Origin of the sequence: Vibrio sp. Of7-15 (assembly GCF_022347565.1) — a bacterium.
GTDB lineage: Bacteria > Pseudomonadota > Gammaproteobacteria > Enterobacterales > Vibrionaceae > NORP241.
In genome coordinates this window covers 1-22,819 of sequence record NZ_JAKRGH010000009.1, presented here as the reverse complement: position 1 = coordinate 22,819, position 22,819 = coordinate 1, and the positions used below count along the sequence as shown (strand labels likewise).

Here is a 22,819-nt window from a genome sequence, read left to right as displayed (position 1 = left end):
CCAGTGTGGTTAACCGAGCTCTAAACGAATGAGGACTTCATCGGTGATGTCATAAAGCTCACCACAGCCGACCAAACTCGTGAACTCTTCTTCAAGTGCTCGCGCATGATGAATGGTGGTTTGGGCGAGTTCGCCTAACTCCTCACCCAGTAATGTTGTTAGCGGATTATGTACTGGCACACCTGAAATGCGCACCGCATAGAACTCCCCTTGTTCCTGAGCTTTGGTAATGAAGTTAATACGTTCATTTAATGACTCGAACTCATTGAGCATTTTTGATCGTACTGCAGAGATCTCGCCATCTTTGATTTGAGCTGCGATATACAACTCATGATAGAAAGGATTTTTCACTTCGATTGGGCGCATTGGGCCAGTTAGAAGTTGCTGCATTCGAGTTTTGAAAATGGTTTCTACCGAAAAGTGACGTCCATGCCCTAAGCGTTGAAATAATTTTTGCAATGGATTGAGCGGGAAATTCACCCCGATCACTCGTGGCATCATGCGGTGGTTGTTTTTTTCAACAAAGTAAGGGGTGCTGATCAAGCGGCCAAGCAGCAGTTGATGCATCGCTTTAAGTAAGTTGGCAGAAGGGAGCGGTTCGCTGTCTTCATGTAACTTATCAAGATTGTGGTTAATCAATCGACGTAAGAAATGCTCAGATCTATGATGCTCATCTTGATCAAGATTGGCGATAAGTTGGATATTCTGGCTACTTGGGCTTAAACGTACCACTTTATAAGACATCTTGCTCAGTGGTGCAGAAGCGTCCAATTTTTGCAGCTCCGTGAAAGTGATCCGAACGTCTTCATTACTCTTGAGTGGGAGGGGCTCTGCCAGCAATAGATTTAGCCCTCGGGTTGAGAAGTCAATGGTTTTACCTATGATGCTCTCGTGACCGGGGTAATGCAGTTCGATCGGTGTTTCGTAATTAAAGCGTGGTTCACTGCGACGAGGCTTAGGATCAAAATAAAGAGCTTGGGCCTTACAAATTGGGTTACGCGGGTGCTTAAAACTGTTGAGTGCTTTAGTTGCCAATTGCGGTTTTTCAGTCAGTAAAAAGTCCCGGCGCGTTTCAGGCACACTGATCTCTTGCAAAATGCCAATGTGAGTTAATGACGTCAGTAAGTGCTCCATTTCTGGGGCCACAGATAACAGACGTTCAATATCCTCGACGTCCAATTCAAACATTGATAAGCGAGTGACTTTCCAGCTTGCTCGCCGTGCCCCTAAATGCCAAAATAGCTGTCTTTCTTCTCGGGTCGCCTCGGTGAGTGCCATTGAGTAAAAGTGAGTTTTGTCTTCATGCTCGTGGCTAAAGCTGTAGAGATGGCTTCGGCTGATTTTTAAGCCCGGCTTAGTTAAACCTTCCATTCTTTCTTTATTGAACAGATGGTTGATCATTGGCTGATTTTTTTCATCATGCCAATAGTGCCATTGTTCCTGGTTGTGCTCAGTTAATAGGGCGTACTTGAGCTCATTGCCAGAAAAGAATAGGGGTAAGTTTGCGCTGTGTTTTAAAAAGCAGTGTTCGTAGCCTCGGGTTCGTGCTCGTAAGATCTGATCTTGATTATCATGGCGGGCGCGACGATGAGCATTATTGAGTTTTACATCAATAGCTTGATGGATAACGTTTGTTTCGGTTTCCAGTTTCAGTCGTAACCACTTAAAACTGTCGTTATCTTCGTTATCATCTACACCTAAAATACGGTATTCGAAGTCGTCGTTAAGTTCGTTGATGTCAGTGTCTTTAGCTAACCTTGGAAAACGCGCTCGTAGGATTTGCCCCAAACCATAATTAAAGGCAGATGGTACTTTAAATTTGGCCCCTGAGCTTGATAGATCACTACTGATACCATGAATTTCTTGGTGGTTTGGCAGCGTGATCTCGACTTGTGTTGCCATTTGTAGGCGGTTTTCACTGCGGGTTAAGTAGTGACCAAAACGGATAAGATCCACTTCAAATGGGTGGTCTTCTTCTGCATCTTGTAAGCCACGTAGCTGTTCTTGTTGGTGCAATACTTTGAAGTTATTGCGAGTATGAGTCAGTTCTTCCCACACTCCCATTGTATAGCTGCCGTACTTATTAATGCTTTTGTGATAGGTATTGATGGCAACATCATCAAACCAGTGAGTGAAGCCTTCAAGTTTGTATTCACGACACTCACCACGCACTCGGCCTCGTAAATCGATGGCTTTGTTGCATGGTGACATGATCCGCTTTAATTCCATTTTCACTAACAGTCGTACAGAGGCTGGTTGTCCGTCCGTCACGTGTGACAGAACAAGCTCGAAATCTTCAGAACTGTAGGCTGGGATCAGCTGTTCAACAATTGATTGGTAATCTTCTTGTGGCATCATCTTCTGTTACAGTTAGGCTTTAGTGATATTATCGGCGTGGAACCGAATTAATTTAGCTTGTCATATATTACAAGAGTTCGACAATTTAGAATGCGTTATTTGATAAAACTGTTATTAATGTCAAGTCACGAGGAACTATGGCTAAGCAAAGCGCGCATATGCGTGTAATGATTGTGGTGCAGATTTTCTTTGTTGGCAAGGCTCGCGTTATTCTTGTGGCATGAGGCACACAATTACCGCGTTAGAATCTACGATTTCCTTTCAAGTTACGAAAAACGCACACTTTTTCATCGGGTCTTTATTCTCTTCACGTCTTCGCCATTTTTTCTACACAGCGCTGACATTCTTCTTCGGTGGTGTTGTTATCTTCAATTTTTTATTGCTTGTAGTGTCCCTCTGGGTGTAAAGGTTGGTTATTCCTTCATGTTGTATTCATTATTTTTTGCTGATAAACGTCATGGTTTGTTAGCACTTACTATATTCTCGTTTCTTTTATTTCTTGGTATCTTACTTAACCCTAAGCCTGATCTATTAAGTCAAGATCATGAACTTCTTGGTCAGGTATTCACCGTGTTATCGGAATCGGCAGGTAATCCGTACTTTTTGATCACCACGTCTTTATTGTGTGTCCTGCCTTTGGTGATGAAATACAAACCGGCTTCTTGGTGTGTATTGGTTGTGCCGTTTGCAGTATTACTGGGGTTGAGCTTTGCAACAAAAACCGGATTAAAACAGGTTTCCGAAGTCGCACGTCCTTATGTGTACCAGTTACAGGATCTAGGTGTGGTTGATTCTACAGAGGCTTTTTATCGTTTATCCACACAAGAAAAAGCGTCTGCGGTACAGCAGGTTAGCGACAAAGTGAGCAAGTGGCGCTTAGGTCACTGGTTCGGTGAAACAAACTATTCATTGCCTTCTGGGCACACTCTGTTTGCTGCGCTTTGTGTGGCGTTTTGGGGCGGTTTTTTATTGCGCGAGAAACACTATGTATTAGCGGCTGTGCTGATCGCATGGGGTTGTGGTGTCGGTTGGAGCCGCATTTGGCTCGGCATGCATTGGCATAACGACTTATTGGTCTCTGTATTATGTGCGTTTGGGTTGTATTTGCTTGTGCCAATGACAATGACTTTAGTGAAATCAAGCACCCTTTCAAACAACGAGCCTGAAAAGGTGCTTGAGGGGAAATAGAGAAACTTTTTCTATCTTTCTTATCTCTATTTTCAGGTTATTTGGTATTTTGGCTAGCAAGGAAGCTGTCATAAACCCATTGATAGGAGGTGTGTTCTGCCAAGACGCCTCCTAATTCTAGGCCCTTTTCACTCCGCCAATCATGCATGAGCTCTGCCAGCACTGCCGCCCAAGTGGTCACCTTGACGCCAGCCTGTGTCATTCGCATCATGGCGGCATCACGCACTGTGTCGTTCCAAGTCCCGGAGGCATCTACCACCGCATAGACATCATAGCCCTCTGCTACGGCGGAAATAGCGGGGAACATTAAGCAAACATCAGTAACAATACCCGCCATAATGATCTTTTTGCGACCTGTTGCCTCAATCGCACCTTTAAAGTCAGCGTTGTCCCAAGCATTAATTTCTCCCGGGCGCTCAATCACTGTATCACCAAGAATTTCCAAAATATCGGGCATGATAGGGCCATTTGGACCCTCCGGCATGCTGGCCGTGATGACAGAAGGAAGCTCCAGTGTTTTGGCCAGTTGGCTTAAACCACGAATGTTCGCTTTCATTAAATGTGGATCTTGGTCTCGACAGCTCACTAATAGTCCGGTTTGGTGATCGATCATGGCGACAACCGCGTTCTCTGGGGTCAGTCTTTCTGCAAATACCTTGCTCATTATGGTTCTCCTAGTAGTTTGATTTTTTTATTATTATTGAGTGTGAATAAGAATAAGTTGAGTCTCGCTGTTTGCTTCAAACGTTAACTGAGTGTCGCGAATGAGCGTGCCTTCGGTGATGGTATTGCCATTGGCAGAGCCTGTACCTGTTACGAGATAAGCTAAAAATGGCCCTTCATGTGTTAACTTCTCATTGCGTTGTAATCTGGCGACATTCAGTAGTGTCTTGGCCGGAAAATCAGCGTCAGATGTGCCGCCGTAAATCCGTGTGTTTTCCCCAACTTTGGGCTGGTATACCTTATAATCCGCGTGCTGACCTGCGGTTTCAGGTAAAAACCATAATTGGATCATGCGATTTTCAGTGTCATCTGGATTGACTTCGTTATGGGCAAACCCTTCTCCACCAGCGCGTTGAACCTGCACATCATGGGTGTTTAAATCTTGCCCGTGGCCTAAAGATCCCTGGTGGGCAATTCGACCATCGGCCATCACGGAAATCACATCCACTTCTAAATGTTCATGCATTCGGGTTTCGCCTTTTGGCATAAAGCGGGCATCGGCTAAATAGACAAAGTTACCAATACCTGCCCAGCTGCCATCAAGGTTAGCGTGTGGCCCAAAAGCTTGTGGTGACTTAACTAATCGGTGTTCGCGTAATCCAGCAAAGCCACCTTCCACTAATGTGTCACGTTGTAAAATATCCATCATTCTTCGCCTTCCCATCGTTATTGTTGCCGTTGAAATAAATATTAGGTTGTTATTAAATTTTGATAAATACGTTAAAATGATAATTACTGTTCTAAAAATAGAACAATGTAAATGTTGGCTTGCCGTGCCGAGTAAGGAGAAAATGTGCAGGATTTAAATGACATGGTGATTTTTGCCAAGGTGGTGAACGCTGGTGGATTTACCTCTGCAGCTGATGTATTGGGTTTACCGAAATCGAAGGTGAGTCGTCGTGTCGCGCGATTGGAGGAAAGCTTAGGAATTCGATTGCTGGAGAGAACCACACGCAAGATCCGGGTCACTGAGATTGGTCGTATTTATTATCAGCACTGTTTGCGGATCATTGAAGAATCTGAACACGCGGATTTGTCGGTGCAAACCATGTTGGCAGAGCCTAGAGGCGTATTAAGAGTCAGTGCCTCGGTGGCTACAGGGCAGCAGCTATTAGCGCCTATCTTGCCAGAGTTTTTGTCTCGTTATCCTCATATTCAGCTGGATTTGGAGCTGTCTAACCGTCGGGTGGACTTAATTGAAGAGGGGATGGATGTGGCTATTCGAGTCGGAGCACTGTCTGATTCTCGATTGGTTTCCCGGCGCTTAGGGAAAAGCCAACATTATTTTTATGCCAGTGATTCGTATCTGAAGCAACATGGCCCTGTACAAACACTGGAAGACTTAGCGTCACATCGACTACTAATTATGAGTGATATGCTAAACGCCCATAACGAACTGTCGGTGATCACAGAGCAGGATAAAGAGCCAAAGAAGCTGACTGTCATCCCTTATTGTCGGGTGAATGATTTTCAAACTCTGCATCACTTAGCCGCCAGTGGTACTGGTATTGCGCTGCTTCCTCATTACTTATGCCAAGACGAAGCCAATTGTTTACCACGGGTTTTACCGCAGTGGCGCTGTTTGGCGGTGGATTTTTCTGCGGTTTACCCAAGTCATCGTGGCGCAACTCCGAAACTTCGTGTGTTTTTAGACTTTATCTACGATAGACTTCAGCGTTATTTGATTACTTAAAAATGAAAGAGTTATGTGATTATGGATAATCAATCAAAGCAATATTTACAGGGTTATTTGGATTCTTTACCAGAAGAAAAGCGCGCGCAATACACTTCGTTTAGTGCCGATTATTTTTGTGCTGATGAGTACAATGCGAATGCATGCGCTGAGTTAATTCAGCAAGGCATTAAAACAGCGACTTGTAGCATGAAACATTGGTATGACTCAGGCGAAGAGCCTATGCCTCAAGTTGGGCATTTACAAGTAGTGCTAAATTGGCAAGGGAAGCCAACGTCAATCATTGAGATCACGGAAGTGCAAGAGTGCTTGTTTTCAGAGGTAACGGAAGAGTTTGCCGCTCAAGAAGGAGAAGGTGACAGAACACTGGCTTGGTGGCGAAAAGCACACTGGAACTTTTTTTCTAAAGAATGTGCTGAAATTGGTATTGAGCCATCGGAGCAGATGGCTCTGGTATTAGAGCGATTTAATGTGGTGTATCAATAAGCATTAAGCTGGTCGTTTTCCACTTTAATCGTTAGTGAGATAGCTTGGTTTGGTTGTTCACTCATGGCTTGTTCTGTTGTGTGAGTGTGGTAGTGCGCAATGATACTGCCAGTCACATCAAAAGGTGCATCGATTTCAATGTTGTCTAACTTAATCCGATCTCCTAGGAAAAGGCTGTCTAGTTGTTCGATGTGCTTTGAAATGTGGTGTAATCGAAATAAGCCGACGTAGTGAAAAACACCTGAACCTTGGTTGCTGACAGTGTATGGCACAGTAAAGGTCATCTGTTGGCTAGGATCGCCAATATTAATAGGAAGAAGTTTAAAGTAATTTACAGCAAGTTGGCCTTTTTCTACGCCATTTACGTAACTTCCAATAGCTCTTTTATTTTCGTGTTTTCCGTCGAAATCATTGAGCTCTACCATGATGTCTGTATCTGGTAATTGGATGTGCCATGGTTGAGCACTTTTTAATGAAAATAGCTGCCTCATGACGCTTTTTTCTGGCAAAGATGGTGCTTCTTTTACTGCGGTTGGGATTGCTCGGCCTTGCTTTTGGTATATTTCTTCATCGGTGAGGCTGAACCGATACACGCCCGCAATAATCACGGTTATCAGCAATAAAATGGGAATTAATAGAATTAAAGGAATAGGCAGGAATCTTTTTTTCATCACAATACACCAATGACCAATATGGAAGGGATATCCTACCTGAAAGAGCGAGTGGTGGCTCGCTCTTCATGTCATTGAGTTTGTAAGAAGATGAGTCGTTATAGCGCCAACATTCGTGCTGTTTGCGCCGGAATGGTCAGAGCATGATAACGGCTGCTAAAGGTCTCGCTGTGCTGGCTTAATGTGTCGTTGTACGGTTGGTACCAGTTAAATTCAAAACGATGGGTATCTATGGTGTAGGTACGGCTTTCAGCGCACTTATTAATACCGACTAAGCCTTGTTTTTCACGTTTAAAGACCAGCAAGCATTGATCGCTGTACATGACCTCCATGCTTTTACCTTGCACCTTGTTGTGGAAGCTGATCATGTTAACCATGTATTCTTGGTTCCATACATCACGCCAGCGGCCATTATCTTTATCTTCACTTGGGTCTAAAGCATCGCTATAGATAAGTGGGCTACCCCCATCTTTGCCTAGAATGTACGCGTACGCGAGTTTTTCACTGGTTGGATCCATGATTTGGTAACGGAAACCATCATTGGTTGGAATGTCGTGAGTGATGGTGAAAGTAATGGCTCTGTCGTTAGGAAGTGCTTGCCCGTAAGCTTGTGGATCATGTAATTGAGACAAGCTGCCATGATAACTAAATGCATTTCGGATAGAGGCAAATAGCGGGAAGTCATACGCGGCGTGATTGGTGTTATTTAAATACGGTTCCAGAAAAGAGTGGTAGTCATTGCTGCCCTTGCCACCACTGGTGATCACTTCACCAAATACATGTAAGCCTGCGATGATGTCTGGCGTAAACACTTGGTTGATTTGGTAATCGCTCATGTGTTTTACCGCATCAACTCGGAAGCCCTTTATTCCCATGTCTTTCAAAGCACGTAAATAACGTTTTTGTTGATCGATCACCCACGAGTTAGGATCAAGATCAGGTAACCCAGTGTCGCCATTACCACCACATAAGCGCCAGTATTGAACATGCCCCGGGTTACTCCAATCAGTAATGCAGCCAGCCGGGTGAAAATCATTGGCAGAGAACTGATTTTGCTCTAAATCTCCAAACAATTTTTGCTGGTTCATGTAAGCCATATTTTGGCTGTATTGGGTAAGTAAATCACTTCCCGGGTAGTTCAGATCGTCTCGTTTCCAGCTTTCGTTGGCCATGTGGTTGAGTACGATGTCTGCGTATACTTCAACGCCTTGTGCCTTTAAGGCTGCAATGAGGGCTTGTAAATCTTGCTTGTTGCCGACAGGGGAGTCAATCACTCGAATGTCCTGTGGTTGGTAACGTGCCCACCATTGTGGGCCTGTGGACTTCAGCGGCGGTGAAATCAGTACTTTTTTATAACCAGCTTGCGCAATTTGCTCTGCTTGGTGGATAATGTCGCTGTATTTCCAGTTAAAGGCATGCAAGATAGTGTCGGCCTGTGCGTAGGCAGGCAATAAGCTTACAACAACGGAAGTAGCAAGAAGTGATTTTGTTATGGATTTGGTAAAAGTGCTCTTTGGCATAATTATATTCTTATATGTTATTGGAATGCCGATAGATTATTTTATAAACAGCTAAGATGAGCAGTGTTTTGTTTATATATTGTGACTTTCCTCTTAAATGGTAATGATGATTTTATAAATAGTGTGAATGATTTGGCGTTTCGTAGGGGGAAGTGAGTAGGTTCAGTCATTACGCAAAATGTTACGTCTGTCTGAATTTTATTCTTTTGTCTGATTGTTTGTGGAGTATTCCATCATTTGCTACTTGATTATACAAACGACATTGATTTCCCCTGATGGTTTGTGACTAAGTTATTTTGAGATAGCTCGAAGTTTTTACGGTAAGTTGGGGTGTAAAGACATCATTGGAGCGAACTATTCTGGGGGGCTGACTATCATTGAGCACCCGCCAAGCTTACATTTCTGCGTTATTTTGAAGATAAATCAAACAAATAACCTTAAGATTTTAATGGGTGTTGACAAAAAATAGACAGGTTACACTCATGTGGCTATGAAATTACAGACGCTAACGCGGTACTTGCTTAGTTAGCAGAGCAGGATATAGCGCTTTTTAAATGAGTGGCTGCTTTAATTAAAATGTGGATAAATAATCTCGGAGACAATGATGAAAGTATTAGCTTTAGCGGCAAGTAGCAGTAAAACGTCTATTAATAAACAGCTGGTGACTTATGCTGCTAATTTAATTGGTAATGCCGACGTTGAAGTTTTGGATTTGAATGACTATGAAATGCCAATTTTCAGCGAAGATAAAGAAAAAGAGTTAGGCCACCCAGAGCCAGCAAAGCGCTTTTTTCAGAAGATCGGTGAGGCAGATGCGGTATTGATTTCTTATGCAGAGCATAACGGATCGTACAGTGTGGCGTTTAAAAACCTGTTTGATTGGGCATCACGCATTGACATGAAAGTGTACCAAGATAAGCCGATGGTGCTTTTGGCAACGTCTCCAGGCTCTGGTGGTGCAGGATCTGTATTGGCAGCCGCAAAAGGCTCTGCGCCGTATTTTGCAGGTGATGTAAAAGCAGCGGTTTCTGTACCAAGTTTTTATGATAATTTTGATGTTGCTGAAGGCAAACTAACAAACGCTGAGCTTCACTCTGAAATCGAAGCGGCCATTGCTTTACTGCGATAAGATAGGTTTGTAATAAAATAACTGAGCCATGGACAAAACACTTTTGGATAAACTTTTCTAAAAGCGAGTTATGGGCCATGGCTGATATCGCTTTTTGATCTTCATAAGTGTTATTAGGTAGATAACCTAACAGTCATACTTCACTTCTATTTGGCTACCTTGCGTTGCCCGGTGATACAGATGACAGAACGGTTTATTACATTAAGCTGTTTTTAGGTTATTGATATATAATGCAATAATTACCCACGCCATTTTTCTTCGAAAGTGTCAGACTTTTTTACACCGTCTTGATTTGCGGTGAATTCTTTGTGGCCCTTATATTGTCTAGCGCCTCATTGTTTTTTATGTTCAATGTGAAGAAATATAGGCAGTATGAGTGATTCTACTGTCACTATTTTTTACACCTTTATCCCACATTATGTTGTTTTCAATCTCTACTTTTCTTGGTTTTCAGTTAGGTAGTGCCAGTTTGGTTGTCATTATCTTTTACATAAGGCGTTTATTTCTCTAGTGATGGCCTCTAAATTACAGCAAGAGCTTAGTTACTTATTGGTTTACGAGCGAGTGGCATTATTCGTGCTTTAAGTGGGGTTTGATTGTCATTTGATACCTTCAGTCGTATCCCAATGAGTGGTCTAAATATCGCTGCATGACAGCAGGGTTGTTATTTATGTCAGGGAGGAAAGGAAATTACTTTTGGAGAGAAACATTGTTAACACCTAGCAAGATATTTAAGCCTAACTACACACTGGCGGCACTGGCGGCACTGGCGCTATGTTGCACCGTTATCACTGCCGAAGCTTACGCTGGAGCTATTCGTTCAAACCCCGATTTTTTAACATCGACGTTATCCCCCAATGATGACAGCTCGACAGGTTTTGTGCCTTTTGGTTTTTCGGTGAACTTTTTTGGTAATACTCGAGATGGTGGTTACATTAATAATAATGGTAACTTAACCATGGATAACGCTTTGTCGACATTCACGCCTTTTAATTTGGTGACAACAGGAAATGAGATCCTAGCGCCATTTTTTGGTGATGTAGACACACGCTCTGCTGGAAGCCCTGTTACGTATGGACAAGGTGAGATTGGTGGTCAGGCGGCGTTTGGCGTCAACTGGCTGGATGTGGATTACTTTAGCAGTAATGCGGCTCATGATAATTTTAACTCTTTTCAGCTGGTGATGATTGACCGTTCAGATATTAATGCCGGAGACTTTGATTTTGAGTTTAATTACGATCAAATTCAGTGGGAGTCTGGCACCGCTAGTGGGGGAGACGCAAATGGTCGTAATGGCTCTTGTGCACGAGCGGGGTGGTCAAATGGCTCCAGTAATAGCTTTGAGCTAGAAGGATCGGGGGTGTGTGGGTCTTTTCTCGACTCAGGTTTTCCTTCTGTGACGCCTGGGCCTCTCTCTTTGTTTAATCATGAACTGGATAGTTTACTGGCTATTGATTCTAATGGTTTAACCACTGATGGTCGTTATGTGTTCCAAGTGCGTAATGGCTCTGTATTGCCACCGAGTATTGTACCTGAGCCAGGTAGCATGGCTTTACTGGGGATAGGCATAGTTGGGTTAATGGGGTTCCATCGTAGACAGCGTTTAAAAGGTTAACGCTTTCTACCTATCAACACGCTGTTTAAATGCAGCGGTTTTCCATCTTTGGTAATGAAAATGCCTCGTTGATCGGAGATCATGTAGGCATTGTCACCGTAAGTGCGAATAAAAAAGCTACGGGTGGTGAGCTGCTGTTGCTCATCCGCCGTATCTTGCTCGCTTGCCATAATAAAGTAATGAGACCCAAAACGAAGAAAATAGCCAAAAAATTGCTTTGAAATGATCAACTTTTCATCGCTGTTGTAAGCATAAAACTGAAGTTTAGTACGGCCACTTTTAAATGAAGCCAACAGTGTTTCTCGCCCTAATTGCTCATACTCACTGCGAAAATCGTATGCGTGGTTTGTAAAGAGTGCCGAGCCAACCCCAACGCTGAGCGTAAACAACAAAGCGACTATAATGCCAGTGATGGCTTTTCGGATAGCGTGGTTCATTATTTACAGTCCCTTTGAGGGATAGAGGCAGTCCAATCTTGGATGTGTTGTTCGGATACACTGAGCACTTGATAAGAAGAACATAGCCCTCCAAGTGGGTAGATGATTAATTCGGTGGCATTGAGATCTAATTCAGTGATCGATTGGATGATTTGATGGGGTAAAGGCATCCCATCGTATCGTGTTGGAATGCCATTTAGGTTCGTTGTTTCAACAAACAGTCCATATTTAGCCAAAGTCAGTAAAGTGAGGAAAAAAAAGCCAGTCTGTACTCCATAGCGTTTGGCTGCGGTAATACTATCGCGCTGCCATAAAGCGAATCTAGGTACTGAGTGAGTTGGCTTATTGGACGATAGTGACTGAGGTCTAGGGGATAAAGGTGATGTGAAATCGGTCGCTTGATTGGGTACTCGTAAGCTATAGCCTTTTTTAGGTTCAGTGATGATGATATTGGGCTCACCAATGTCGGAAAATGCGGTACGAATGTGTTTAATAGCTACCGTTAAGGAGCTGTGTGTTACCACTTTTCCAGACCAACAACTAGTTAGTAGATACTCTCTACTGATGGTCGTATTAGGCTGCTCGGCCAGTGTACGTACAATCAGGCATTCAGACTTCGACAATCGGATGGTTTTTTGATCGGATAGGCGAGTAATAGTTTGCTCTGTTGGTACGATTTCAAAACCACCAATGACAATGGACGTTTCTAACATACTCTTGCCTTTACCGTTCAAAAATTGAGTGAATTCTAATTGAACGGTGTACTAAAGATCAATATCATCGCTGCTTTTATTTATTATGGCTGAAGATAACCTCTTGTGTTTATTTAGCTGTGGCTAACGAATGGCAGGTGTAGCAGCGCGCCATTCGTTAGTTTGGTTAGAGGTTTACGGGCGTATCAGAAGAGGTGTTCATGTTCATTTTAAAGCCCAAATGCATGATATGAACGGAGGCATAACCTGAGTTTATGGCTTCCAGTTGTTGTGCCATGTGTTGTACTTCTTGAACATTATTGGCCAGTACAGCGATAGAGTAGATTGGGCGTACTGTTTTATCGCCAACATCTTGAATATTAAGGTAAGTAGAGGTGACCTTGCCTTTGCTGTTCCAATCTACCACTTGCTGTAAATCTTTTCCTAATATTTCATCGACGATTAGGTGCTGCTGTGGTTGCTTCCAACTCAGCTCCATCGAGTAGTTTTGTTGTACAAGCTCTTTATCTAGCCACTTAGTGCCTATGTTCCGAATTTGATCAACGGCGACAAGTTCTTGTTGGTAGAAAGGCAGAGTATTGAGCTTGTCGAACACCGCTTGCTGGCTATCGGCTTCAATAACAAATTTTATCAGCGGAAAGTCTTTACCCTCCACTTTTGATTGGCTGATGTACACATCGTGGATACTGCCCTCTTGGATCAGCTTGTTAAATTCACTTTTTTGGTTAGCAAAGTTTTCAAATACCGCTTGGGAATTAGTGGTCGCCCACTTTAGGCTGACACCAAATGCATCACTGTGTGCTTGTGAGGCAAAAAGACTAAGAGATGCAAGCAGAGCTGTGGTTAGTATTTTCATTTTATTTTCCACTTTTAGTTACGAATGACTTGATAAAGGCCCGGATAAAAAGAAACACCGTCCAGTTTCAGAGGCGGAATTTCTTGGCGCATACGGGCTGTGGCGTTTTCAAAATCTTGTTGGGATGCCCACTTCGCGACATTAATTAAAAAGTACTTACTGTTTGGCTGAATGGCTTGGTGCAGGTTGGTAGAGATATAGCCGGGTTGATTCTTAAGAAAATTTCGTGCTTTTTCCCAATGTTCAATGGCTGCCTGCTCATGTTCTTGAGGGACTACAAATGGATTAATGAGAGTCACTTCTTGGGCAAATATTGAGGTAGAGCAAAGCAGTAAAAGTGATGATAACCAGATTTTCATGAGTCATTTCCTTATTGCGAATCAGTGGCAAAAAGCTAGCAGATTTATTGTCAGGAAAACGAAGAAAAGGCGTTAATTCACATGAATTAACGCCTTCATAAAAAGCCTGTAAGAAAATGTGTCTATCTATTGATAGAAAAGAAGTTTTAGCTTTTTTTAGAACCGTTTAGAAAGCGTAGCGTAGGCCCAGTTGGGAGTTGGTTTCTGTAAGGTTGATTTGATCAATAGAGCGGTGAGCGATGTTCGCTTCTAGTTTTAAACTTTCTGTTAGTGAGAAAGTATTGCCTAAGCGTAATTCATATAAGTTGTTATCAAAAGTAGCCATTCGCACTGCGGGTTCTATTTGCCACTCACTAAGAAGGTTGATCTTTGCACCAAGCTCAGCGGTAAAAGCGTGATCTCTTACGCCAATGTAGGCTTCAGAGCTAGAAGGCAGTAGGTTAGTGTCGTTACTGCTGGCACTAAACTCTAAGCTTATTTGGTTAAATCCAGCCAGAGCATACAGAGACACATCAGAGTGAATTGGGTACAGGTAGCCTAGCCCCATCACATCATGAGTGTTAGAAAGTCGGTTTTTAGCGGTGTGATCGCGGCGCATTTCTAGGAAAACATTGTCTGTAAAGCCCCAGCTTGCACGAGCATAATAACCAGACAGATAGTTATTCGTCTCATTAATGTCGGTAGGAATATATTCATCAAATAGTGACAGTTGGTAGCCACCAGATAGGTAATTGATGTCTGGGTTGGCTTGTACTGAGTAAGAGGCCATGCTGATTAAAGCAAGTACAGAGGCAAGTAATGTGTTTTTCATAAGGTGCTCCTAGTTTTGAGGGAGCGAACGATAGAAGATCGGAAAAAACGTTGAAAGGGACAGGCTCGTTAATTCACATTAATTAATTTATTAATAACTGTGATTGTCATTTATGTTATTGGTGTTTATATAAATTAATACCAAGTCAAAGAAGCGTGGATTTGATTAAGAGTGGCTTATTTCACCATAAATTTTGCTGCTATATTTAGTCTTTGCAGTGTCATATTTTGGAGCGATAGGACTTTTAGTATCTAATACGCCGTTTACAGGGCAGAATAAAGAGCAGCACTTTATGTAATAAAAGTGAGATGAAGAGCCATTTTTATTTGGATATTCATCTACGAATGGCGAAAGAGTGATTTCGTCTAACGCAATATTATTGGCCTCTCTGTATCGTTATTAGCGTACATCATGATAGTTGATGCAGTTTAGGCGTTTAAGCCTACGTGTTTTACATTTATAGGGATGAAAATGACAGCAACTGATTACCTGAATTCATTAAACCAAGATTACTTATCCATCCATCGAACTAAAGAGAATTTCTTTTGGGATACGTACATGGGGTTGAGTGACGATCATGACGGTTCTACTAAAGCGGAAACAGAGTGGGCGAATTTTTTAAGTGCCGCTTCTCAAATCAAAGAAGTGAAAAAGCACATTGAAGCGGTTCAATTGCTGGATGATTCGGATGAAAAAAATCAGACATTGATTGGTTTAAAAGGGTGGTTAGCGACGTTCCAGGCTCACGCTATCGAGTCGGAGCAAGCTCAAGCATTAAAAGCTGAGCTGATTAAGTTTGAAGCAGACTTATTTGAAAAAAAGCAAAAGCACGTCATGACGTTTACGGATGAAAATGGCGAGCAGGCTGAAGGGTCGTTACCTGTTCTTGGTGCTAATGTTCGAGCCAGTGAGCACGAAATCACTCGTAAAACGTCGCATCAAGCCTTATTGGATCTAGAGCAATGGTTACTTGGCAATGGCTTTTTAGAGCTGGTTAAACTGCGCAATCAGTTTGCTCAATCACTGGGATACGATAATTTCTTCGACTACTCCATTGTGAAAACGGAGCAAATGACCACCAATGATCTTTTTGCCATTTTGGATGATTTTGAGCAAAGAACCAAAGAGAGCCACTTTAAAAGTATACAGAACTTAGCAGCAGAGATGGGCGAACAGGCTGTGGAAGGCCATAACTTTGTGTTTTCATTTGCGGGAGACTCGATTCGTGATTTGGATCCGTATGTGCCATTTTCACAATCACTGCGCCGTTGGGTAGAGTCATTTGGTCGCTTGAACATTGATTACTCTGGCGCAGAGCTGACGTTGGATTTACTGGATCGTAAAGGTAAATACCCTAATGGTTTCTGCCATGGTCCAACCCCTTCTTTTTACGATGAAGGTGAGTGGGTACCAGCGAAAGTGAATTTCACCAGTAACGCAAAGCCTGATCAGGTGGGCAGTGGCTTTGATGGTATCAATACTTTATTCCATGAAGGGGGGCATGCGGCTCACTTTGCCAATGTAAAAATGAACGCGCCGTGTTTTTCACAAGAGTTTGCGCCAACGTCCATGGCGTATGCAGAAACACAATCCATGTTCTGTGACAGCTTATTAAACGATGCGGATTGGCTAAAACAGTACGCGCGTGATGCACAAGGCAATGCCGTACCTAATGATGTGATCAAAGGCATGATTGATAGCCGTCAGCCATTCAGAGCCTACAGTGAACGAAGCATTTTAGTGGTGCCGTATTTTGAGCGTGCATTGTATCAGTTAGCTGATGATGAGCTGACGCCAGAGGCGGTGACCAAGCTTGCCCGTGATATGGAGAAAAACATTCTCGGTTTAGACAGCAGTCCAAGGCCGCTTATGGCGATCCCGCATCTGCTGTCCGATGAGTCTGCGTGTGCTTATCAAGGCTATTTATTGGCGAACATGGCGGTGTATCAAACCAGAGCATTCTTTATGGATAAGTTTGGTTACTTAACGGATAACCCTGAAATTGGCCCGTTACTGGCGAAGCATTACTGGCATGCAGGTAATAGTGTGAATCACAATGCCACGATTATGAGTTTGACGGGTGAAGGCTTTAACGCCAAATACTTAGCGGATGAGTGTAATCTATCGGCTGAGCAAGTATGGGAAGCGGAGCTGGAAAAAATCGCTGGTTTAGCATCACGAGAACGTGCTGAAGTAGCATCACTGAATGCGACCATTCGTATTATCGATGGTGAGAAAGAGTTGGCTCATAATAACCAATCAGATCACGCTATGTGCAGTGATTTTGAGGAATATATTGTGTCGACTTACGGTCGATAAATAATTGGATGACTCTACTACTAAGGTACGTTAGTGGTAGAGTCATCATGTTCCTAAAGCGGATTCTTAACGCTTATTGGTCATTGTCGTCACTTAGAATTATAGAGACAAAACCAAGCCAGCAATGGCAGCGCTCATTAAGTTTGCCAGTACCCCTGCGGCAATGGCACGAAAACCATGACGAGAAATAAACTCTTTGCGCTCTGGTGCTAGGCTACCTAAACCTGCAATGAGCATCGCCATGGTCGACACATTGGCAAAACCACATAACGCGAAAGTAACGATAGCCTGTGACTGTTCACTTAACTGCGCTTGTACATCCATTAGTTGAATAAAAGCCACAAACTCGTTTACAACCACTTTGTTACCAATCAGTGAGCCTGCCACAATGGCTTCTTCCCATGGGATACCCAGTAACCAAGCCACCGGAGCAAACAGATAACCTAAAATCAGTTCAAAGCTCAGGGTTAACCCAATCCAATCTCCTATTTTACCTAATAAGCCATTTAAAAGGGCGATAACACTGATAAAGGCCAGCAAAGTAGCACCAACAGCAACGGCAATGCGTAAGCCCGACATAGCACCATCGGCCATGGCTTCCACTACATTGGTAGAGCGCGGCAGTTCAATCGACGTGATTTCATCTTTATGGATCACCGTTTCTGAAGGAGGCATTAGGATCTTCGCCATTAATAGCCCAGCCGGTGCCGACATAAAGGCCGCTGCAATTAAGTAGTTCAACTCAACACCAAGCGATGCATAACCCACCAACGTACCGCCAGCCACCGACGCTAGGCCACCCGTCATTACCGCAAAAAATTGTGAGTCAGTCATGTTTTTTAAATAAGGTTTGATCACTAACGGTGCTTCTAACATGCCCACAAAAATATTGGCGGTGGCAGATAACGATTCTGCACGACCAGTGCCCAGCAGCTTTTGTAAGCCAGCGCCAATAATATTGATCACTTTTGGCATGATCCCCAGGTGATACAAACCGGAAATTAGAGCAGAGAAAAAGATAATGATGCACAACACATTAATCGCAAACACAAAGCCAATATTGCTGCTGGTTAACCCGCCGAATAAGAAAGAGATCCCAACTTGGCCATAATCAATAATGCTGGCTACTGACTGTGAAATGGCATTGAGAGCACTTTTTCCTGTAGGAACATAAAGCACGAGTAAAGCGAAGCTGACTTGTAATGCAAAAGCCCAAGCAACTGTTTTAACTGGAATGTTACGTCGGTCTGTTGAGAGCAAAAAAGCAAACGAAAAAATAGCCATTACCCCGATTAATGCGGTCATGGTTGGCACCTATAAAGTTATAAAAAACAGGAAGGCGCGTATTGTATGAACTTACTTTTTTACTGCAATAGCAGGATGTTGCTAAAATGTAATGGCTTGAGGTAAGGCGTATTCATGAACAATAATAATCATATATATCAAAGAGTAACTGGTTACTGAGCGAGATATTTTCCATGTGGAAAAAGTATTTTGATTATAGCGCAAAGCGTTGGTGTTACTTTGCCATTTTTACGGACGGCAGCAGCGCTTTATCCCAATAGGGCTCTGTGCCTATGTAGTTTTTAAAAAAGGCAATTGTGGAGGCGATTTTGTTGGGCAAGTGCTTTCTGCTTGGGTATACGGCATAAAAGGGCATGGTTTGGTTTGCTTGCCAGTCGGGCAACAGTTGGATTAATTTACCTGTTCGAATTTCATCGGTGAGTAAATAGGTGGCTAAATAGGCCACGCCCCAGCCTGAAATAGCTGCATCTCGAACCGCCTCGGCTAAATCGACACGATAATTTCCGGCTACGGTCACAATCAATGCGTCTTCTCGTTTCTTAAACGACCAACTGCTGTAATCACGTTGTCGGCTTTGGTAGGTTAAGCAGTTGTGGTGGCATAGCTCCTTCGGGTGACTCGGCGCTGGGTGTTTCATTAAATAATCTGGGGATGCCACGACAATAAAGCGGGTATCGGCGAGCCGCTGGGCCACGTAGCCTTCTGGGATTTGTTCAAAGTTGGTGATCCAAAGATCGAGTTTTTCTTCCACCATATTGGCTTTATGATCGAATAGGCTGATTTCCACTTGCAGATCAGGGTACTGGTGCCGAAGTTGTTCAATAGCCGGGATGATGTGCATGGTGCCAAAAGACTGGGATACGCCTAGCCTTAATACACCCGAAACCTCATCTCGCATGCCTGTCATCGCAAACTCAGCAGATTCAACACTATTGACCAATTGCTGGCAATGCTCCATAAATTGTTGGCCTGCTTCAGTTAAGGTAAAACTACGAGTGGTTCTTTGTACTAATTTTACTTGTAACTGAGCCTCTAGCTGACCTAGCTGTTTACTAACGTGAGAAGTCGAGACCCCCAACAGCTTGGCTGCGGCGGTAAAACTGCCAGTGTTTACAAGAGTATGGAAAATAAACATTTGGCTGGCGCGATCTTGCATAGAAAGAACTCAAGTATTGAAAAGAAAAACAGAGAAACGGACTGACAGTGCAGCAATAGAGCTTCTTAGCCAAGTAAATATACGTCATGGATAAGAAGATTAATATTATCAGCTTAGAATAACACTGAAATAAGGTTTTATTAATGCATGCTGGCGGCGTGAGGTGCTGGTGGCATGGTTTTTAACCACTGCATATAACCCCAGCAGGCCATCAAGGTCATTAATACAAATACCACGGCAGTAGGGTAGAGCCCTTTTTCCTACCCCAAGTGCGGATCGGTATTTCTTTTCTATCTGTGCTGTTTTGGTTTTTGATGCGCAGAGAAACAATGGGATATTTCAGGGTAATTGTGCGAGTGGTTCAAAATTAAAAAAATAGTTATTTCACCTAGTTATTCAGTGAGATTGCAATTGTTAACGATTGATATAATTCATCAATCTTTCAATGAATTTGGCAATGACCATGGGTGTAACTATCAACGCGGACGGTCTGAGCATCGTCCATCAAGGTTCGGGTGGGGAAGCAAATGCGACGCTACCGGATGTATGTCTTACCACTATGGGGCCTCCTGTTGTCCCTATTCCGTATGGTAACAATGCAAAGTCTGCCGATTTAGCCGATGGAACCGCAACGGTTACGGCTGATGGTGGTAACAGCATTGCCATTAAAGGAAGTAAATTTGCTAAAAGCACAGGCGATGCGGGTGGTGATAAAAAAGGCGTTGCGTCAGGCACCATTGAAGCTGAAGCAGAGTTCATTTCAGCTTCTCCAACCGTAAAAATGGAAGGCAAAGGGGTTTGTCGTCTTTCCGATCAAATGACCATGAACAAAGCCAATACCATGTGTATGGGGGGCGCTCAAAACCCTTCCGTTTCTGTTACGGCAGATGAAGAAGGCACTTACACGGTAGATATCTTCCTTTCCTATTCTGATGGTGATCCAGTACAAGGCGCAACGTATGAGCTGGTGGATCAAACCGGGGCAAAATTCTCAGGCAGCCTGGGTAATGATGGTAAAGCATCGGTAGGCGGTGTTGCACCGGGTGAGTTCCATATTGAATATGGGGAAGATACTCGCGAGTTCACGCCTAATAACCCAACTCAGGCTAACCCCAAATTTAACCCCCAAGCGGATGCTCAAGCGATCATTGAAGAAGCAAAGCGCGGCGAAGTCGGTTTTTGGGAAAATGCATGGGAGCGTATGTCGGGCGTTGCAAGCTGGATTTGGGGGGTAGTACTGGGCGATTTTAATGATGATGCGTCAGTAGAGCAAATCATCGCCAATACAGCATTAACCATGATCCCAGTGGTAGACCAAGCCGCAGACGTTCGAGACTTAACGGCCAATATTCTTAAATTATTGGATGAAAAAGAAAGAGAAAAGTCGGAAAACTGGCTTGCTTTGGCTCTGACTCTAATCGGTTGCATTCCAACTTTTGGTAGTGCCATGAAAGGTACCTGTAAGGTTGTATTGAAAGCTGGCAAAGATACTCCAAAAGATGAGTTGCTGGCAGTTTTACGTGGTTTAGGTAAGGGCGATCCGGAAAAGTTCTTGCGTACACTGGATTGGGCCGATTACGCAAAACAAACAAGCCAAATACTCTCAGATGTTTTAAAGCCTTGTATGGAAGTCGCTACAGAGCTTGCTTCTTATGCTGATCGAATGGGAGCGGATGAATTATCTAAATACTTTATTCGTTTACAAGATGAATTGAAGATCTTTGACAAAATGGGGTCAGATAAGCTTCAGCAAGCCATGAAAGAGTTCGATGATTTATTTGCTCGTGTATTGGGTAAACCAGATAAAGTATTTCCAGCAAAAACAAAATATAACACAGGTAAGTCATCTCAACATGGAAAGAATGACGATAAAGTTAATGAGCAGAAAGAGCAAAAAGAGAGAAAATGTAAGCTGTGTAAAAGAATTTTGAAAAAAAATGCACCTAAAGGTGATCGAAAATTCTGTAGAGGTAGGCATTAATGGGTATATCGTCGGCAAGCTTAAAGAAGAAAAGAGGTACTCCTGAAAAAGGAGATAATCAACGTAATAGTGATGCATGGGATAGCATTTATAAGCATAATACTACCTATCACAATACAACTAATGGTGCTAGAAATAAAACAAATCATCCTTGGTATTATGGTTCTGGTGCTTTAGCTGCTCATCATATTATTCCAGTTGAATGCATGGAAAAATCGATACGTTGGGGAAAAATAGCCAAAGTGACAGGTTATAACATTAATCATTGGCGTAATTTATCTGTACTTCCAATGCAACCAAAGCTGGCATGCCAATTGGGTGTACAGATACATTCTGGTCCACATAATGCTGGAAGGCTAGGTAACTTGAATTATGTTTTTGGGGTCAGAAATGAATTGATGCAAATTAGTGAAGGTATCTCAAATGATGATCTCTGCGATGATGATTTGTCAGAAATAGTGATAAAAATTGATAATAAAAGTAAAGAGATATTATCTAAAATCGATAGTTTTAGATGTAGTATATCGTCTAAAGGCACTGATTATGATAAAGGGAAGCCTGGGTGCCGTAATGTAGTAAAAAATGAATCAGAAAAAGATAAAATGCCAGTTATATCTTGTAAGCATAGAAAGTTGGATATAGTAGGTAATGGTCATAACTTAACACACCTTCACGACAAAAATAGAAAGATATTTAAAAAAGGAAAACTTAAGGTTGGTCACTGATGATAAATGATGAATATTATATTTGGGTTGCAGAAAATAATCATGGATTATTAGATGCTTTAGATGAGTACTCGGAAGATGTATTACTTAAACGCAGTACAGTAATAAATAAAAGCTCATTGAAATTTGAGCTTAACTATGGTGACGATACTAAAGAACTTCCTGATGTTATATATCAACCAAATATGATAATTAGCGAGAAGTTATATGATTTTTTTCTAGGCTTGAAGCTTAATTATCTAGATTTTTCTTTATCTTCAATTTTAGGTTATACGGGTAAATATTACTCGATAAGAGTCGCAAATTACATAGATTATATTGATAAAAGCAAATCTAAATTAAAAGAAGAAAATGGTAAAGTTGTGAGTGTAGAGACGCTATCATTTTTAGATGAATTAAATAATATACCACTAAAAGAAAGGTTGATTTTTAGAGTTGGCTATAGCCCGGTAATTGCTATTCATCATTCTATCTCTGAGAGAATAGAAGAATTAGGTATAAGTGGAGTGAGGTTTGTTCCAGTGTCAACTTGGGATTACTGGTGTGTTACAAGATAACTAGGAAATATAAATGTATACTAATGTTAATGAATATATTATAAAAAATAAAAAAGAAAAGATAATATCTGATTTACAACCTGACATATTATTAGATCTTCTTCATTTACCTAAGCTCGTTGTACATCAAGATGTTCTTAAAGATATGAATAATTTTCTTGGCTACGATATAAAAGTGTACGAAGCTCTTTTAGAAAAAAAAGTAGATGAAGATGGA

General features: G+C 42.4%; 22 protein-coding genes. 10 read left to right on the top strand and 12 right to left on the bottom strand.

Going from position 1 to position 22,819, the window contains the following annotated elements:
• Positions 1-9: 9 nt before the first annotated feature.
• Positions 10-2,355, bottom strand: coding sequence for a PilZ domain-containing protein (locus MHO82_RS11695; RefSeq protein ID WP_239184258.1), 2,346 nt, complete (start codon positions 2,353-2,355; stop codon positions 10-12).
• Between the two features lie 426 nt (positions 2,356-2,781).
• On the opposite strand from MHO82_RS11695, the gene MHO82_RS11690 reads away from it, so the two are divergent.
• Positions 2,782-3,546, top strand: a complete 765-nt coding sequence (locus MHO82_RS11690) for a phosphatase PAP2 family protein (RefSeq protein WP_239184129.1) — start codon at positions 2,782-2,784, stop codon at positions 3,544-3,546.
• Between the two features lie 37 nt (positions 3,547-3,583).
• Here MHO82_RS11690 and MHO82_RS11685 read toward each other — a convergent pair whose 3' ends face one another.
• Both MHO82_RS11685 and MHO82_RS11680 read right to left on the bottom strand, forming a co-directional pair.
• Complete coding sequence (locus tag MHO82_RS11685; RefSeq protein WP_275440599.1) at positions 3,584-4,159, bottom strand: isochorismatase family protein; 576 nt, start codon at positions 4,157-4,159, stop codon at positions 3,584-3,586.
• Between the two features lie 84 nt (positions 4,160-4,243).
• The gene (locus tag MHO82_RS11680) at positions 4,244-4,918 is read right to left on the bottom strand and encodes a pirin family protein (RefSeq protein ID WP_239184127.1); all 675 of its coding nucleotides are present in this window, start codon (positions 4,916-4,918) and stop codon (positions 4,244-4,246) included.
• 144 nt (positions 4,919-5,062) lie between these two features.
• Here MHO82_RS11680 and MHO82_RS11675 point away from each other — a divergent pair, with 144 nt between their 5' ends.
• Positions 5,063-5,962 (top strand): LysR family transcriptional regulator, encoded by a 900-nt coding sequence (locus MHO82_RS11675; RefSeq protein WP_239184126.1) that lies wholly within the window; start codon positions 5,063-5,065, stop codon positions 5,960-5,962.
• Between the two features lie 21 nt (positions 5,963-5,983).
• Complete coding sequence (locus MHO82_RS11670; RefSeq protein WP_239184125.1) at positions 5,984-6,448, top strand: ASCH domain-containing protein; 465 nt, start codon at positions 5,984-5,986, stop codon at positions 6,446-6,448.
• Here MHO82_RS11670 and MHO82_RS11665 read toward each other — a convergent pair.
• Positions 6,442-7,119, bottom strand: a complete 678-nt coding sequence (locus MHO82_RS11665) for a hypothetical protein (RefSeq protein WP_239184124.1) — start codon at positions 7,117-7,119, stop codon at positions 6,442-6,444. The genes MHO82_RS11670 and MHO82_RS11665 overlap by 7 nt on opposite strands.
• A 98-nt stretch (positions 7,120-7,217) precedes the next feature.
• The gene (locus tag MHO82_RS11660; protein WP_239184123.1) at positions 7,218-8,639 is read right to left on the bottom strand and encodes an alpha-amylase family protein; all 1,422 of its coding nucleotides are present in this window, start codon (positions 8,637-8,639) and stop codon (positions 7,218-7,220) included.
• Positions 8,640-9,243: 604 nt separating this feature from the next.
• Between MHO82_RS11660 and MHO82_RS11655 the strand changes: the two genes are divergently transcribed.
• The gene (locus tag MHO82_RS11655; RefSeq protein WP_239184257.1) at positions 9,244-9,768 is read left to right on the top strand and encodes an NAD(P)H-dependent oxidoreductase; all 525 of its coding nucleotides are present in this window, start codon (positions 9,244-9,246) and stop codon (positions 9,766-9,768) included.
• 709 nt (positions 9,769-10,477) lie between these two features.
• A complete protein-coding gene (locus MHO82_RS11650) occupies positions 10,478-11,383 on the top strand; it encodes a nidogen-like domain-containing protein (protein WP_239184122.1) in 906 nt (301 codons plus the stop codon).
• On the opposite strand, the gene MHO82_RS11645 is transcribed toward MHO82_RS11650, so the two are convergent.
• The 5 genes from MHO82_RS11645 to MHO82_RS11625 form a co-directional block, all read right to left on the bottom strand.
• Complete coding sequence (locus MHO82_RS11645) at positions 11,380-11,820, bottom strand: hypothetical protein (RefSeq protein ID WP_239184121.1); 441 nt, start codon at positions 11,818-11,820, stop codon at positions 11,380-11,382. The genes MHO82_RS11650 and MHO82_RS11645 overlap by 4 nt on opposite strands.
• Positions 11,820-12,533 (bottom strand): winged helix-turn-helix domain-containing protein, encoded by a 714-nt coding sequence (locus tag MHO82_RS11640; RefSeq protein ID WP_239184120.1) that lies wholly within the window; start codon positions 12,531-12,533, stop codon positions 11,820-11,822. The genes MHO82_RS11645 and MHO82_RS11640 overlap by 1 nt, the downstream gene beginning before the upstream one ends.
• Positions 12,534-12,699: 166 nt before the next feature.
• Positions 12,700-13,389, bottom strand: coding sequence for a hypothetical protein (locus MHO82_RS11635; RefSeq protein WP_239184119.1), 690 nt, complete (start codon positions 13,387-13,389; stop codon positions 12,700-12,702).
• A 14-nt stretch (positions 13,390-13,403) separates the two neighbouring features.
• Positions 13,404-13,748 carry an antibiotic biosynthesis monooxygenase family protein gene (locus tag MHO82_RS11630; protein WP_239184118.1) on the bottom strand — a complete coding sequence of 115 codons (345 nt, stop codon included), beginning with the start codon at positions 13,746-13,748 and terminating at the stop codon, positions 13,404-13,406.
• Positions 13,749-13,914: 166 nt separating this feature from the next.
• Positions 13,915-14,559: an outer membrane beta-barrel protein gene (locus tag MHO82_RS11625; protein ID WP_239184117.1), complete on the bottom strand. Its 645-nt coding sequence runs from the start codon at positions 14,557-14,559 to the stop codon at positions 13,915-13,917.
• Positions 14,560-15,030: 471 nt separating this feature from the next.
• Between MHO82_RS11625 and MHO82_RS11620 the strand changes: the two genes are divergently transcribed.
• Positions 15,031-16,878, top strand: coding sequence for a M3 family metallopeptidase (locus MHO82_RS11620; protein WP_239184116.1), 1,848 nt, complete (start codon positions 15,031-15,033; stop codon positions 16,876-16,878).
• 99 nt (positions 16,879-16,977) lie between these two features.
• Here MHO82_RS11620 and MHO82_RS11615 read toward each other — a convergent pair whose 3' ends face one another.
• On the bottom strand, positions 16,978-18,183 hold the full coding sequence (locus MHO82_RS11615; protein ID WP_239184115.1) for a NupC/NupG family nucleoside CNT transporter: 1,206 nt from the start codon (positions 18,181-18,183) through the stop codon (positions 16,978-16,980).
• A gap of 214 nt (positions 18,184-18,397) precedes the next feature.
• Positions 18,398-19,339, bottom strand: a complete 942-nt coding sequence (locus MHO82_RS11610; protein ID WP_239184114.1) for a LysR family transcriptional regulator — start codon at positions 19,337-19,339, stop codon at positions 18,398-18,400.
• A gap of 463 nt (positions 19,340-19,802) precedes the next feature.
• Here MHO82_RS11610 and MHO82_RS11605 point away from each other — a divergent pair, with 463 nt between their 5' ends.
• The 4 genes from MHO82_RS11605 to MHO82_RS11590 all read left to right on the top strand — a co-directional run.
• Positions 19,803-21,320 carry a PAAR-like domain-containing protein gene (locus tag MHO82_RS11605; protein WP_239184113.1) on the top strand — a complete coding sequence of 506 codons (1,518 nt, stop codon included), beginning with the start codon at positions 19,803-19,805 and terminating at the stop codon, positions 21,318-21,320.
• On the top strand, positions 21,320-22,045 hold the full coding sequence (locus MHO82_RS11600; RefSeq protein ID WP_239184112.1) for an AHH domain-containing protein: 726 nt from the start codon (positions 21,320-21,322) through the stop codon (positions 22,043-22,045). Before MHO82_RS11605 ends, MHO82_RS11600 begins: the two co-directional genes overlap by 1 nt.
• Positions 22,045-22,602 (top strand): hypothetical protein, encoded by a 558-nt coding sequence (locus MHO82_RS11595; RefSeq protein WP_239184111.1) that lies wholly within the window; start codon positions 22,045-22,047, stop codon positions 22,600-22,602. Before MHO82_RS11600 ends, MHO82_RS11595 begins: the two co-directional genes overlap by 1 nt.
• Positions 22,603-22,615: 13 nt before the next feature.
• The coding region (locus MHO82_RS11590; protein ID WP_239184110.1) for a hypothetical protein at positions 22,616-22,819 on the top strand (204 nt) is incomplete at its 3' end.